Source organism: Pseudomonas sp. S3_B08 (genome assembly GCF_054667725.1).
In genome coordinates, this window is record NZ_CP162750.1 from 4,599,904 (window position 1) to 4,614,403 (window position 14,500).

Genomic DNA, 14,500 nt, shown 5'->3' on the forward strand with positions numbered 1-14,500 from the left:
CTCCTACAGTTGGAAATGCGTTTGCCCTGTAGGAGCTGCCGAAGGCTGCGATCTTTTGATCTCAAGCAGTCTGGATTTTGCCGAAGGCGCCCTGGCGCAACAACAGGATAACCAACCCGAAAGCCCCCGCCGCCATCAACAGTGGCAACGCATGCCCGTTGATCCACTGACTCCCCGCCCCCGCCGCCAACGGCCCGACCAGACAACCGACACCCCACAACTGGGCAATATGCGCATTGGCGCGCACCAGCGCATCGTCACGATAACGCTCGCCAATCAGAATCAGCGACAGGGTAAACAAGCCGCCAGCACTGGCGCCGAACAGCACCCAAAGCGGCCAGATCAGCAGCGTGTCGAGCAACATCGGAATGGCCAGACTCGACAGCATCAACACCACCGCGCAACCAGCGAACAGCGTGCGCCGCGACAGGTAATCGGCCAATGCGCCGATCGGCAATTGCAGCAGCGCATCGCCGACCACCACGGTGCTGACCATGGCCAGCGCGATTTCGGCGGTGAACCCCTGTTGCAGGCAGTACACCGGCAGCAGCGTCAGGATCATCGCTTCGAACGCGGCGAACAATGACACCGCCCAGGCAATCGCCGGCAGCTCACGGGCGAAGCCCCACAGATCACCAAACGTGACGCTGTTGGCCTCGCTGCTCGGCGCGCCGCTGCGCCCCAGCAGCAGGAAAGGCGAGAGCGTCAGCAGACCGGCCCCGACCCAGAAACCGTAATCATGCTCGGTACCCAGCGCACCCAGCAGCAACGGACCGGACAGCTGGCTCAGCGCATAGCTGCTGCCATACAGCGCCACCAGACGCCCGCGCCACTGCTCGACCACCAGCTGATTGATCCAGCTCTCGCCGAGGATGAACACGATGGTCAGGATCACACCGATCAGCAACCGCAGCAGCAACCAGATCGGATAACTCGGCAGCAGCGCCAGCAGGCCGATCGACAATGCCCCGGCCCACAGGCACAGGCGCATCAGGTTCGCCGTGCCGAAATACGCAGCGAGATGGCTGGAAACCTTCGCCCCCAGCAACACGCCGATCGCCGGCATGGCTGCCATCACACCGATCGCGAACGAGCCGTAGCCCCAGCCCTCCAGACGCAACGACACCAGCGGCATGCTGACCCCCAGGGCCAGGCCGACACTCAAGACAGACGCCAACACGGCGAAATACGTCGCCCACCGCATGTTCCACGCTCCTGTGGATATTTTTATATGCACCACAAAATCACTGTGGGAGCGAGCCCCTGTGGCGAGGGGATTTATCCCCGTTGGGTCGCGCAGCGGCCCCAAAACCTGCAACCACGATGTACCAGGTACACCGCGTGCAATGGTTTAGCGACTGCTTCGCAGCCGAACGGGGATAAATCCCCTCACCACAGAGGCTCGCTCCCACAGGGGATCTCTGTTTGGTCAGGAAGCCCGGAGTGACCGGGCTCGCTAACGTCTTACAGCTTGATCCACGTCGCCTTCAGCTCGGTGTACTTGTCGAAGGCGTGCAGCGATTTGTCGCGACCGTTACCCGACTGCTTGAAGCCACCGAACGGCGCGGTCATGTCGCCGCCATCGTACTGGTTGACCCACACGCTACCGGCGCGCAGGGCCTTGGCAGTCAGGTGCGCCTTGGAGATGTCCTGGGTCCACACCGCTGCGGCCAGACCGTATGGCGTGTCGTTGGCGATCTGGATGGCTTCTTCGGCGCTATCGAAAGCGATCACCGACAACACTGGGCCGAAAATCTCTTCCTGAGCAATCTTCATCGCATTGCTCACACCATCGAAAATGGTTGGCTCGACGTAAGTGCCACCGGTCTCCTGGAGGATGCGCTTGCCGCCGGCGACCAGTTTGGCGCCATCGCTATGGCCGGATTCGATGTACGACAGCACGGTGTTCATCTGCTGGGTATCGACCAGCGCACCGACGTTGGTCGCCGGGTCCAGCGGATTGCCGGGCTTCCAGGTTTTCAGCGCCTCGATCACCATCGGCAGGAATTTGTCCTTGATCGAGCGCTCGACCAGCAGACGCGAACCGGCGGTGCAGACTTCGCCCTGGTTGAAGGCGATGGCGCTGGCGGCGGATTCAGCGGCGGCCTGCAGATCCGGCGCATCGGCGAAGACGATGTTCGGGCTCTTGCCGCCGGCTTCCAGCCAGACGCGCTTCATGTTCGATTCGCCGGCGTAGACCATCAGTTGCTTGGCGATCTTGGTCGAGCCGGTGAAGACCAGCGTGTCGACATCATTATGCAGACCCAGCGCCTTGCCGACGGTGTGGCCATAGCCCGGCAGCACATTGAGCACGCCTTTCGGAATACCGGCTTCAATGGCCAGCGCAGCGATACGGATGGCGGTCAGCGGCGACTTTTCCGACGGCTTGAGGATCACCGAGTTACCGGTCGACAGCGCCGGGCCGAGTTTCCAGCAAGCCATCATCAGCGGGAAGTTCCACGGCACGATAGCGCCGACCACGCCCACCGGCTCGCGAGTCACCAAGCCCAGTTGATCATGTGGGGTCGCGGCGACTTCGTCGTAGATCTTGTCGATCGCTTCACCGCTCCAGCTCAGCGCCTGCGCCGCACCCGGCACGTCGATGTACAGCGAATCGCTGATCGGCTTGCCCATGTCGAGGGTTTCCAGCAGCGCGAGTTCTTCGGCGTGCTGTTTCAGCAGGCTGGCGAAGCGGATCATGGTGGCTTTGCGTTTGGTCGGCGCCAGGCGCGACCAGACGCCGGAGTTGAAGGTGGCGCGGGCGTTTTCTACAGCACGGTCAGCATCGGCGGCGTCGCAGCTGGCGATCTTGCCGAGCAAGCGGCCATCGACCGGGCTGATGCATTCGAAGGTTTCGCCGGAAACGGCGTCGGTGTATTCGCCATTCAGGAAGGCGCGGCCTTCGATTTTCAGATCGCGGGCGCGTTGTTCCCAGTCGGCACGAGTCAGGGTGGTCATTCGGGTGTCCTCCTCTTATTGAATACGAGCACCGCAAGCGCTGCGGCGCTGTTCAAGAATTCTGCCCGGCCAGCCTGCACTTTCGGCCCGAGGCACCCGCCACCCTAAACCAGCGACCGGGTTTGTTTCAATATATTTGACATAAGCTGGCCATACGGCCTTGCGGTGTTCATTTTAATAAACATAGACTTTGGCCCATTCCAGCCAACGCGCCGTCATTAACGGAGAAAACAACAATGAACATCCAGAACGTCGTCGACATCAGCCTCGCCAGCAGCGAAGCCGAGCGTTATCGCCCGGACCCGGCGAAAGTGCTCAAGGGCGACCCTGAGCAAGCGGTGTTTCATCAATACGACAGCCCTTGTGGGCAAATGGGTGTTGGTGTGTGGGAAGGCGCGGTGGGCCAGTGGACGGTGAATTACACCGAGCATGAGTACTGCGAGATTCTGCAGGGGGTTTCGGTATTGCGTGACAGCGATGGCAATGCCAAGACCTTGCGCGTTGGCGATCGCTTCGTGATCCCGGCGGGGTTTCGCGGAACCTGGGAAGTGCTGGAGGCTTGCCGCAAGGTTTATGTGATCTTTGAACAGAAGGCTTGAGATGTTTGCTGGCTGATCGGCCCTCATCGCTGGCAAGCCAGCTCCCACAGGTTTTGTGCATGACACAGGTTCTGTGAAGACCGGCAATCAATGTGGGAGCTGGCTTGCCAGCGATAAGGCCTAACCGGTCACCGCAGAATCCAAGCAAAAAAAAGGCCCGTATCTCACGATACGGGCCTTTTTTCGCAGTCAGGAAAAATCAATTACTTGATTTTGCCTTCCTTGTACATCACGTGCTTGCGAACAACCGGATCATATTTCTTGATCTCGATTTTGTCCGGGGTAGTACGCTTGTTCTTGTCGGTAGTGTAGAAGTGACCAGTACCGGCGCTCGAGATCAAACGAATCAATTCACGCATGATTAGCTCCCTTAAATCTTGCCATCGCGGCGAAGTTCGGCGAGCACGACAGTGATGCCACGCTTGTCGATGATACGCATGCCTTTGGCAGATACGCGCAGACGCACAAAACGTTTCTCTTCTTCAACCCAGAAGCGGTGATGCTGCAGGTTCGGCAGGAAACGACGACGGGTTTTGTTGTTTGCGTGGGAAATGTTATTCCCAGTCACCGGACCCTTACCGGTAACTTGACATACTCTCGACATGCCTCAGCCCTCTAAAACCACATGCCCAACCCGGCATGGGTTGGCCGCTTAATCTCTCAGTCATTTGGCGCCAGGCGCCGCGTTTCTTTAGAGGTCTTACCGGCTACACCTACAGTGAAGGAACCGGGCCCCTAGAAAAGAGCGCTGCTTTATACCAGAAAGACCGGGGTGCAACAACAATCGGTGTGCAATCAATCGGCAAAAGGGCGATTTTTTCCGCCGCAGACGCCTTGGACAAAGGCTGCGGCCAGTTTTGACCACTCGTCGCAGAAATCCCGTCCTACAGGCGATTCAGACTTTTCATCGGGCGGCCCACGCTCGAAACCGCGCAAGAGTGCGCCTGAAAATGCAAAAAGGGGATAGTCATTTGCAATTCAGAGCTCTAGGGTAGGACTTTTCCAGACTGCACTTGCAGATGGGCCTTCGATCTGTAAAGGAAACCGACCATGCGCCTCGCTGCCCTACCCCTGTTGCTCGCCCCGCTCCTGCTGACCCCCCTCGCCCAGGCCGCCGCGTTGAGCGTGTGCACCGAGGCCAGCCCTGAAGGGTTCGACGTGGTGCAGTACAACTCACTGACCACCACCAATGCTTCGGCTGACGTATTGATGAACCGCCTGGTGGATTTCGACACCGCCAGCGGCAAGGTCATTCCGAGCCTTGCCGACAGCTGGGAAGTCAGCACCGACGGCCTCACCTATGTGTTCAAACTGCACCCGCAGGTGAAATTTCACACAACCGATTACTTCAAGCCGAGCCGCGAGCTGAGTGCCGAAGACGTAAAATTCAGCTTCGACCGCATGCTCGACCCGGCCAACCCGTGGCACAAAGTCGCGCAGAGCGGCTTCCCCCATGCGCAGTCGATGCAACTGCCAAGCCTGATCAAGAAGATCGACGCCCTCGACCCGCTGACCGTGCGTTTCACGCTTGATCATCCGGATTCGACCTTCCTCGCGACCCTGAGCATGGGTTTCGCCTCGATCTATTCCGCCGAATACGCTGACAAACTGATGAAGGCCGGCGCCACCGACAAACTCAACAGCCAGCCGATCGGCACCGGCCCGTTCGTGTTCAATCGCTTCCAAAAAGATGCAGCGATTCGCTACAAGGCCAATCCGGACTATTTCCGTGGCAAGCCTGCCGTCGACCCGTTGATCTTCGCCATCACGCCGGACGCCAACGTGCGCCTGCAAAAGCTGCGGCGCAATGAATGCCAGATCGCCCTGTCGCCGAAACCATTGGATGTACAGGCCGCGCTGAAGGAACCGACGCTGAAAGTCGAAAAGACTGACGCTTTCATGACCGCTTTCGTGGGCATTAACAGCCAGCATCCGCCGCTGGACAAGCCGGAAGTGCGCCAGGCGATCAACCTCGCTTTCGACAAGGCCAACTACATCAAAGCCGTGTTCGAAGACACCGCCGAGGCAGCCAATGGGCCATACCCGCCGAACACCTGGAGCTACGCGAAGAACCTGCCGGGCTATCCGCACGACGTGAACAAGGCGAAGGCTTTGCTGGCCAAGGCCGGCTTGAAGGACGGCTTCCAGACCACAATCTGGACGCGGCCATCGGGCAGCCTGCTCAACCCGAACCCAAGCCTCGGCGCGCAGATGCTGCAGTCGGATCTGGCCGAGATCGGCATCCAGGCAGAAATCCGCGTGATCGAATGGGGCGAACTGATTCGCCGCGCCAAGGCCGGCGAACATGATCTGCTGTTCATGGGCTGGGCCGGCGACAACGGCGACCCGGACAACTTCCTCACCCCGCAATTTTCCTGCGCGGCAGTGAAGTCCGGGACCAACTTCGCCCGCTACTGCAACGCCGATCTGGACAAGCTGATCAGCGCCGGCAAGACCACCAGCGAGCAAGGCGTGCGCACCAAGCTGTATGAGCAGGCACAAGCGCAGATCCAGCAGCAGGCATTGTGGCTGCCACTGGCGCACCCGACGGCCTACGCTTTGACGCGCAAGGATGTTCAGGGTTATTCCGTCAGCCCGTTTGGCCGCCAGGATTATTCCAAGGTCAGCCTCAAATAACCTGCCTGACACACCGGTGGATGGAAACAATCTGTGGGAGCGAGCCCGCTCGCGAAAGCGGTCTTTCAGCAAACAATGATGCTGACTGATAAAACGCCTTCGCGAGCAGGCTCGCTCCCACAAGGTCCAGAATCGGCGCCGAGAACTACATCCAACCACACTCCGCCATCGACAGCGGCTCGCCGTCGCCGACGATGAAGTGATCGAGCACTCGCACGTCAATCAGTTCCAGGGTTTTCTGCAGGCGCTTGGTCAGCAGCCGATCTGCCTGACTCGGATCGGTGTTGCCGGACGGATGGTTGTGACACAGAATCACCGCCGCCGCGTTATTGGCCAGCGCGCGCTTCACCACCTCCCGGGGGTGCACGCTGGTGTTGTCGATCGAGCCGCGAAACAGCGCCTCGAAATTCAGCACCTGATGTTTCGAATCGAGAAACAGGCAGCCGAACACCTCGTGCGGCTCATGCCGCAGCATCGCCTTGAGATAATCGCGGACGACCTGAGGGTTTTCCAGTGCCGGTTTCTGTCGTGAACGCTCGGCCAGATGGCGCTTGCTCATTTCCTGCGCGGCTTGCAGCTGCGCGAACTTGGCCGGGCCGAGGCCCAGTTGTTTGCTGAATGCGTCCTGATCGGCCTCGAGCAGCAAACGCAGGCCACCGAATTGCGTCAGCAGATGTCTGGCGAGGTCCACAGCGCTTTTTCCGGGCAATCCGGTGCGCAGAAAAATCGCCAACAACTCAGCGTCCGAAAGACTCCCTGCGCCGTGTTCCAACAGCCTTTCCCGCGGCCGTTCCGCCGCCGGCCAATCGCGAATACTCATAGCACCTCCTTGTCTGTGGGCGCCGCTGTTCCGTAGCGGTCGCTGTGATATCGTAGCCCATCTTTTTGGCGGTCGATTCAACCCTGGGGAGGGGTATCGCGCCGCCGTCATCAACGAAATGAAAGGCAGACCTATGCAGCGGCTGTATCGGAAACGCATCGTTCTGGGCGTCGGCGGCGGCATTGCGGCCTACAAGAGCGCCGATCTGGTTCGCCGCCTGATCGACCAGGGTGCCGAAGTGCGCGTGGTCATGACCCATGGCGGCGCCGAATTCATCACCCCGCTGACCATGCAGGCCCTGTCGGGCCACCCGGTTCACCTCGACTTGCTCGACCCTGCCGCCGAAGCCGCCATGGGTCATATCGAGCTGGCGAAATGGGCCGATCTGGTACTGATCGCCCCGGCCACCGCCGACCTGATCGCCCGTCTGGCCCAAGGCATCGCCAACGATCTGCTGACCACCTTGGTGCTGGCCACCGACGCCGTGGTTGCTGTCGCGCCAGCGATGAATCAGGCGATGTGGCGCGACCCGGCGACCCAGGCCAACCTGCAACTGCTGGAAAGCCGTGGCCTGAAGACTTTCGGCCCGGCCTCGGGCAGCCAGGCCTGCGGCGACGTCGGCATGGGCCGCATGATGGAAGCCACCGATCTGGCACTGCTCGCCGCCGATTGCTTCCAGCGCCAGGCATTGACCGGCAAGCATGTGGTGATCACCGCCGGCCCGACTCAGGAAAACATCGACCCGGTGCGCTACATCACCAACCACAGCTCCGGCAAAATGGGTTTTGCCCTCGCCGAAGCAGCCGTGGAAGCCGGCGCCCGTGTCACTTTGATCAGCGGCCCGGTGCACTTGCCGACGCCTGATCGCGTGACGCGGATCGATGTGGTCAGCGCCCGCGACATGCTCGCCGCCTGCGAATCGGCCATGCCTTGCGACGTGTTCATCTCGTCGGCAGCGGTGGCGGACTACCGCCCTGAAGTCGTCGCCCCGCATAAACTCAAGAAAGATCCTACGAGCGGTGACGGCTTCGTCCTGCAAATGGTGCGCAACCCGGACATCCTTGCCACTATCGCGACCCGTCCCGACCGTCCGTTCAGTGTCGGCTTCGCCGCCGAAACCGAACACCTGCTCGACTACGCTGCACGCAAGCTGAAGGACAAGAATCTCGATCTGATCGTCGCCAACGACGTCGCCAACCCGAGCATCGGTTTCAACAGCGAAGAAAACGCCTGCAGCGTCATCGACCGTGAGCTGCACGCCACGGTTTTCGCCCAGACCAGCAAGAGCAAGATCGCTCGCCAACTGGTCACTTTTATCGCCGAACGTCTGAACCAGGTTTAATTTACATGCACGCTTTGCAAGCCAAGATCCTCGATCCACGCATCGGTAGCGAATTCCCGCTGCCGCAATACGCCACTCCGGGCTCCGCCGGCCTCGACCTGCGCGCCATGCTGGAACAGGACATCTTGATCAAACCGGGTGAAACCGTGCTGATTCCCACCGGCCTGTCGGTGTACATCGGCGACCCGAATCTCGCCGCGCTGATCCTGCCGCGCTCGGGCATGGGCCACAAACATGGCATCGTGCTGGGCAATCTGGTCGGCCTGATCGACTCCGATTACCAAGGCCCGCTGATGGTCTCCTGCTGGAACCGCGGCCAGAGCGACTTCACCATGACCGTGGGCGAACGCCTGGCGCAATTGGTGCTGGTGCCGGTGGTGCAGGCGCATTTCGAAATGGTTGAAGAGTTTGTCGAGACCGAGCGCGGTACCGGTGGTTTTGGCCATACCGGCACCAAATAACCGGATAGAAATTATTGTGGTGAGGGGATATATCCCGGTTGGGCTGCGAAGCGGCCCCAAGATTTTGGGTCTGCTGCGCAGCCCAACGGGGATAAATCCCCTCGCCACAAAAAATGCGCTACATCTGCAGCAGGTTTTAACACCGTAAATCAAGGTTTTGCCGGCCGAAAGCCACGCCAGCCGGGGCGTCATGGCCCTTTCATAGCACGAACTCTCTGTGGAAAACGCCGTCATACCCTTCAGTTTGAGCCTGCCGTCGAATCATTCGCCGGTCTGTCCCGCCCTTTTCGAGATGGAGCATGTCCACAGATGAGCACCCCCGCCAAGATCGCCCCGACGCTGCCTGACAGCATTTTCCGCGCCTACGACATTCGTGGCACCGTGCCGGAATACCTCAACGGTGAAACCGCCTACTGGATCGGTCGCGCCATCGGCTCGCAGAGCCTGGCTCAGGGCGAACCGAACGTGTCGGTCGGTCGTGACGGTCGCCTGTCCGGCCCGGAGCTGGTCGCGGAACTCATTCGCGGCATCGCCGAGAGCGGTTGCCACGTCAGCGATGTCGGCCTGGTGCCAACGCCGGCACTGTACTACGCCGCCAACGTGCTGGCCGGCAAGTCCGGGGTGATGCTCACCGGTAGCCACAATCCGTCGAACTACAACGGCTTCAAAATCGTCATCGCCGGCGACACCCTCGCCAACGAGCAGATTCAGGTGCTGCACGAACGCATCAAGAACAACGACCTGAGCACTGGCCAGGGCAGCGTCACTCAGGTCGAAATCCTCGACCGCTACAACACCGAAATCGTCCAGGACATCAAACTGGCCCGCCGCCTGAAAGTCGTGGTCGACTGCGGCAATGGCGCGGCCGGCGTGATCGCCCCGCAACTGATCGAAGCGCTGAACTGCGAAGTCATCCCGCTGTTCTGCGAAGTCGACGGCAACTTCCCGAACCATCACCCGGATCCGGGCAAACCGGAAAACCTCGTAGACCTGATTGCCAAAGTCAAAGAGACCAACGCCGATATCGGCCTGGCCTTCGACGGTGACGGCGACCGCGTTGGCGTGGTGACCAACACCGGCAGCATCGTCTACCCGGATCGTCTGCTGATGCTGTTCGCTCGCGACGTAGTGGCGCGCAACCCGGACGCGGAAATCATCTTCGACGTCAAATGCACCCGTCGCCTGGTGCCATTGATCAAGGAATACGGTGGTCGGCCGCTAATGTGGAAGACCGGTCACTCGTTGATCAAAAAGAAAATGAAACAATCCGGCGCACTGTTGGCCGGCGAAATGAGCGGGCACATCTTCTTCAAGGAACGCTGGTTCGGTTTCGACGACGGCATCTACAGCGCCGCACGTCTGCTGGAGATCCTCAGCAAGGAAAAATCCACCGCGGAAGAGCTGTTTGCGACCTTCCCGAACGATATTTCCACGCCGGAAATCAATATCCATGTGACCGAAGAGAGCAAATTCAGCATCATTGATGCACTGCACGATGCTCAGTGGGGCGAAGGCGCCGACCTGACCACCATCGACGGCGTGCGTGTCGATTACGCCAAAGGCTGGGGCCTGGTGCGCGCGTCCAACACCACACCGGTGCTGGTGCTGCGCTTCGAGGCCGATGACGAGGCTGAATTGCAGCGCATCAAGGATGTGTTCCACGCCCAACTGAAACGCGTTGCACCTGATCTCCAACTACCGTTCTGATCCACCCGGAGCCCTGAATGACCCTCGAACGCGAAGCCGCCGCCAACACTGCCAAGGTCCTGTCCGAAGCGCTGCCTTACATCCGACGCTATGTCGGCAAGACCCTGGTGATCAAATACGGCGGCAACGCGATGGAAAGCGAGGAGCTGAAAACCGGCTTCGCCCGCGACATCGTGCTGATGAAAGCCGTGGGCATCAACCCGGTGGTCGTGCACGGTGGCGGCCCGCAGATCGGTGATCTGCTCAAGCGCCTGTCGATCGAAAGCCACTTCGTCGACGGCATGCGCGTTACCGACGCGGCGACCATGGACGTGGTGGAAATGGTCCTTGGCGGTCAGGTCAACAAGAGCATCGTCAACCTGATCAACCGCCATGGCGGCAGCGCCATCGGCCTGACCGGTAAGGATGCCGGGCTGATCCGGGCGAAGAAGCTCACCGTCTCCCGCCAGACCCCGGAGATGACCCAGCCGGAAATCATCGACATCGGCCATGTCGGCGAAGTCGTCGGCATCAATACCGAGCTGTTGAATCTGCTGGTCAAAGGCAACTTCATCCCGGTCATCGCGCCGATTGGCGTCGGTGAGAACGGCGAGTCGTACAACATCAACGCCGACCTGGTGGCGGGCAAGGTTGCCGAAGCACTGAAAGCTGAAAAGCTGATGCTGCTGACCAACATTGCCGGCCTGATGGACAAGTCGGGCACCGTGCTGACCGGCCTGAGCACGCAGCAGGTCGACGACCTGATCGCCGATGGCACGATCTACGGCGGCATGCTGCCGAAGATCCGCTGCGCACTGGAAGCGGTTCAGGGTGGCGTAGGTAGTTCGTTGATCATCGACGGTCGTGTGCCGAACGCGATCCTGCTGGAAATCTTCACCGATACTGGCGTGGGTACGCTGATCAGCAATCGCAAGCGTCCTTGATCGCTGATACACCGGAGATCGCAATCTGCGGCAGCGCCTGCAAATTTCGTTGATGCGAAATTTCTGTAGGAGCTGACGAAGGCTGCGATCTTTTTTGTGCGCGCAGGAAACGCCTGACTCGACACAGCGAAACGTCCGACATCCCTCCAGAACAAATCTCCATAGGATCTTCCCCTCATCCAACGGAGATCTTCCCATGCAAAAAAACAGCGTTCCTTACGGCAGTGACATTTCGGCTGGCACTTACGCCTGCGTGGACTGCGGCCGAGAGTATTCAGCCCCTTCGCAGACTTCGATGCCGCCCTGCCCTGACTTCACCGAAGCCTCTCACCCACTCAAGGGCTGGAAAGTGCTCACCGGCCAAGGAGATGCACCCCAGGATCCCTACCCAGCCGCCAGCGACAAATAACCGGAGCGGCGACTCATGCAGATCTCGTTCACGATCGACGCCGATGCTTTCGAGCAGGAACAAAAGGAACCGGTAAAAAAGACCTTGCGCATCGGCGACGCTGAAATCGCCCATGCCCTGGAGCGCATCGCCAAAGCCAGCCTGACCGAATACCTGAAAATGCTGGTTGAGGGCGGCATGCCCAGCCGGGCGGACGAAGCCAAACAGGATCGCCTGCTGTATCTGATTCAGAGTTACTTTGGGCAAACCCTGCCGACCGAATCGCAGATCTCGACGATCTTTCAACTGACACAGAGCCAAAGCAAAACCCTGCTGAAAAACACCGTTTCGCGTTTTCGCAACCAGCTCGACGACATCCTGCAGCACAGCATGCGCGCCGTAATCCAGTCCGCCGAGCATGCGCAAAACGTGTTTCTGGTGGTGATCAGCTCGGACGTGATCCGCGATGAATTGAACATGCTCATCACCCAGAACGAGCCGACCTTCAAACCCATCACCAAACGCAAGGGCAGCGCCGGGCAATTCGAGATCAGCGAAGATTCCCACGCATTGCTCTGTGCAACGCTGGGTCTGAATGCCGTTCAGTGACATCGTCGCGGTCAGTGGCTTGCTGCTGACCCTGACCACGTTCATGTTCAATCTGGCATGGCCGGCGCTTAATGCAGCGTTGGCTGAGGATGAATTTCAAAAAGGTTCGCAGGGCCGAAAGCGCAGTCGAGACAAGGTGATGGCTGCTTTCTGCTGGCAAGCAGTGCCACTGACGTGCGCGTTTGTGGCGCTGTTTTACGTCAACTTGCCGGCTGCGGTTAGCATCATCGACAGCAGCACGCTGGATTTGTGGGATTTCGATGTGGATCGCACGTTGTACGTGATGGTGGTTGTAGCGCTGCTGGTGTTTGCGCTGGTCAATGCGGGACTGGCGCTGAGACTGCTGATCAAATGGCAAAAACTGCGTAGACCACTGTAGGAGCTGCCGAAGGCTCGGGCCGCGATCGGACGATCTTTTGATCTTGATCCTGAAAAACAAGATCAAAAGATCGCAGCCTTCGGCAGCTCCTACAGGTGCGTATCACACGCCAAATTGGGCGCGGTACGCTTCCACGGCTGGGAGGTGTTGCTTGAGCTGCGGATCGTCGGCGAGGAACTCCAACACCTGATTCAGCGAGACGATGCTGATCACCGGAATGCCGAAGTCACGCTCGACTTCCTGGATGGCCGACAATTCGCCGTTGCCACGCTCCTGGCGGTTCAGCGCGATCAGCACACCGGCGGCTTTGGCGCCGTCTTGGGAAGCGATGATCTGCATCACTTCACGAATGGCGGTGCCGGCGGTGATCACGTCGTCGATGATCAAGACTTCGCCAGTCAGCGGCGCGCCAACCAGGCTGCCGCCCTCGCCGTGGGCCTTGGCTTCCTTACGGTTGAAGCACCACGGCAGATCACGATCGTGATGCTCGGCCAGCGCAACGGCGGTCGTGGCCGCCAGCGGAATACCTTTATAAGCCGGGCCAAACAGAACGTCGAAGGGGATGCCGCTCTCGGTGATGGCCGCAGCGTAGAAACGTCCCAGCTGGGCAAGGGCCGAACCCGAATTGAACAGGCCGGCATTGAAGAAGTAGGGACTGGTGCGCCCGGACTTCAGGGTGAACTCACCGAAGCGCAAAACGCCGCGATCGATGGCAAAACGAATGAAATCGCGCTGATACGCTTGCATGAAAAAAACCCCAAATACCACGGATTTAGCTAATTAGCTTGACGCCGTGTATCATACACGCACGCGATTTTTGGGGCCATTTATGCGGATCATCAGTGTGAACGTCAATGGTATTCAGGCGGCAGTCGAGCGCGGTTTGCTCAGTTGGCTGCAAGCCCAGAATGCCGACGTCATCTGCCTGCAGGACACCCGTGCCTCCGCCTTTGAACTGGATGACCCAGCCTTCCAACTGGATGGCTACTTCCTTTATGCCTGCGATGCTGAAGTCCCTGCCCAAGGCGGCGTGGCTTTGTATTCGCGGTTGCAACCGAAGGCTGTCATCAGCGGTCTCGGTTTCGAGACGGCCGACCGCTACGGGCGCTACCTGCAAGCAGATTTCGACAAAGTCAGTATTGCCACCTTGCTGTTTCCTTCGGGGATGAACGGCGATGAGGACTTGAACCAGAAGTTCAAGCTCATGGACGATTTCGGCAAGTACCTGGACAAACAGCGACGCAAACGTCGCGAGTACATTTATTGTGGCTCGCTGTACGTTGCGCAGCAGAAGCTCGACATCAAGAACTGGCGCGACAGCCAGCAATCTCCAGGCTTCCTGGCGCCGGAACGCGCCTGGATGGACGAGATTGTCGGCAACATGGGCTATGTCGATGCGCTGCGCGAAGTCAGCCGCGAAGGCGATCAGTACAGCTGGTGGCCGGATAACGAACAGGCCGAGATGCTCAATCTGGGCTGGCGTTTCGATTATCAGATCCTGACCCCGGGCCTGCGTCGCTCGGTGCGCAGTGCACGCCTGCCGCGTCAGCCACGGTTTTCGCAGCACGCGCCGCTGATCGTCGACTACGACTGGACGCTGACCATCTAAGCGACGTATCGCAGCCAAAGAAAATGCCCGCATCGTGAGATGCGGGCATTTTTTATGCGCCGTGCTTC

General features: G+C 59.6%; 14 protein-coding genes and 1 pseudogene. 9 read left to right on the forward strand and 6 right to left on the reverse strand.

What is annotated here, in order from left to right; genetic code table 11:
- Positions 1-61: 61 nt before the first annotated feature.
- Together AB4N73_RS20920 and AB4N73_RS20925 are read right to left on the reverse strand one after the other, a co-directional pair.
- On the reverse strand, positions 62-1,204 hold the full coding sequence (locus tag AB4N73_RS20920; RefSeq protein WP_041476639.1) for an MFS transporter: 1,143 nt from the start codon (positions 1,202-1,204) through the stop codon (positions 62-64).
- 260 nt (positions 1,205-1,464) lie between these two features.
- Positions 1,465-2,958 carry an aldehyde dehydrogenase gene (locus tag AB4N73_RS20925; protein ID WP_041476638.1) on the reverse strand — a complete coding sequence of 498 codons (1,494 nt, stop codon included), beginning with the start codon at positions 2,956-2,958 and terminating at the stop codon, positions 1,465-1,467.
- 236 nt (positions 2,959-3,194) lie between these two features.
- Here AB4N73_RS20925 and AB4N73_RS20930 point away from each other — a divergent pair, with 236 nt between their 5' ends.
- On the forward strand, positions 3,195-3,557 hold the full coding sequence (locus AB4N73_RS20930) for a cupin domain-containing protein (protein ID WP_016772555.1): 363 nt from the start codon (positions 3,195-3,197) through the stop codon (positions 3,555-3,557).
- 203 nt (positions 3,558-3,760) lie between these two features.
- Here the strand turns inward: AB4N73_RS20930 and rpmG are convergent, their stop codons facing one another.
- Both rpmG and rpmB read right to left on the reverse strand, forming a co-directional pair.
- The gene (gene rpmG, locus AB4N73_RS20935) at positions 3,761-3,916 is read right to left on the reverse strand and encodes a 50S ribosomal protein L33 (RefSeq protein WP_016772554.1); all 156 of its coding nucleotides are present in this window, start codon (positions 3,914-3,916) and stop codon (positions 3,761-3,763) included.
- Between the two features lie 11 nt (positions 3,917-3,927).
- Positions 3,928-4,161 carry a 50S ribosomal protein L28 gene (rpmB, locus tag AB4N73_RS20940; protein WP_007920377.1) on the reverse strand — a complete coding sequence of 78 codons (234 nt, stop codon included), beginning with the start codon at positions 4,159-4,161 and terminating at the stop codon, positions 3,928-3,930.
- Positions 4,162-4,607: 446 nt separating this feature from the next.
- Here rpmB and AB4N73_RS20945 point away from each other — a divergent pair, with 446 nt between their 5' ends.
- Positions 4,608-6,194 (forward strand): ABC transporter substrate-binding protein, encoded by a 1,587-nt coding sequence (locus AB4N73_RS20945; protein WP_460142500.1) that lies wholly within the window; start codon positions 4,608-4,610, stop codon positions 6,192-6,194.
- A gap of 145 nt (positions 6,195-6,339) precedes the next feature.
- Here AB4N73_RS20945 and radC read toward each other — a convergent pair whose 3' ends face one another.
- Positions 6,340-7,014: a RadC family protein gene (gene radC / locus AB4N73_RS20950; RefSeq protein ID WP_095181239.1), complete on the reverse strand. Its 675-nt coding sequence runs from the start codon at positions 7,012-7,014 to the stop codon at positions 6,340-6,342.
- A gap of 133 nt (positions 7,015-7,147) precedes the next feature.
- On the opposite strand from radC, the gene coaBC reads away from it, so the two are divergent.
- From coaBC to AB4N73_RS20980, 6 genes and pseudogenes are all read left to right on the forward strand, one after another.
- Positions 7,148-8,356, forward strand: coding sequence for a bifunctional phosphopantothenoylcysteine decarboxylase/phosphopantothenate--cysteine ligase CoaBC (coaBC, locus tag AB4N73_RS20955; protein WP_016772551.1), 1,209 nt, complete (start codon positions 7,148-7,150; stop codon positions 8,354-8,356).
- Positions 8,357-8,361: 5 nt separating this feature from the next.
- The gene (dut, locus tag AB4N73_RS20960) at positions 8,362-8,817 is read left to right on the forward strand and encodes a dUTP diphosphatase (RefSeq protein WP_460142501.1); all 456 of its coding nucleotides are present in this window, start codon (positions 8,362-8,364) and stop codon (positions 8,815-8,817) included.
- Between the two features lie 303 nt (positions 8,818-9,120).
- Positions 9,121-10,524 (forward strand): annotated as a pseudogene (locus AB4N73_RS20965) (phosphomannomutase/phosphoglucomutase); the annotation flags it as partial.
- 17 nt (positions 10,525-10,541) lie between these two features.
- Positions 10,542-11,447: an acetylglutamate kinase gene (argB, locus tag AB4N73_RS20970; protein WP_016772548.1), complete on the forward strand. Its 906-nt coding sequence runs from the start codon at positions 10,542-10,544 to the stop codon at positions 11,445-11,447.
- A 424-nt stretch (positions 11,448-11,871) separates the two neighbouring features.
- The gene (locus AB4N73_RS20975) at positions 11,872-12,444 is read left to right on the forward strand and encodes a hypothetical protein (protein WP_016772546.1); all 573 of its coding nucleotides are present in this window, start codon (positions 11,872-11,874) and stop codon (positions 12,442-12,444) included.
- Positions 12,431-12,823: a hypothetical protein gene (locus AB4N73_RS20980; RefSeq protein WP_095181238.1), complete on the forward strand. Its 393-nt coding sequence runs from the start codon at positions 12,431-12,433 to the stop codon at positions 12,821-12,823. Before AB4N73_RS20975 ends, AB4N73_RS20980 begins: the two co-directional genes overlap by 14 nt.
- Positions 12,824-12,925: 102 nt before the next feature.
- Here the strand turns inward: AB4N73_RS20980 and pyrE are convergent, their stop codons facing one another.
- On the reverse strand, positions 12,926-13,570 hold the full coding sequence (gene pyrE / locus AB4N73_RS20985) for an orotate phosphoribosyltransferase (RefSeq protein WP_056791572.1): 645 nt from the start codon (positions 13,568-13,570) through the stop codon (positions 12,926-12,928).
- Positions 13,571-13,652: 82 nt separating this feature from the next.
- Between pyrE and AB4N73_RS20990 the strand changes: the two genes are divergently transcribed.
- Positions 13,653-14,432 carry an exodeoxyribonuclease III gene (locus tag AB4N73_RS20990; RefSeq protein ID WP_016772543.1) on the forward strand — a complete coding sequence of 260 codons (780 nt, stop codon included), beginning with the start codon at positions 13,653-13,655 and terminating at the stop codon, positions 14,430-14,432.
- Positions 14,433-14,500: the final 68 nt, after the last annotated feature.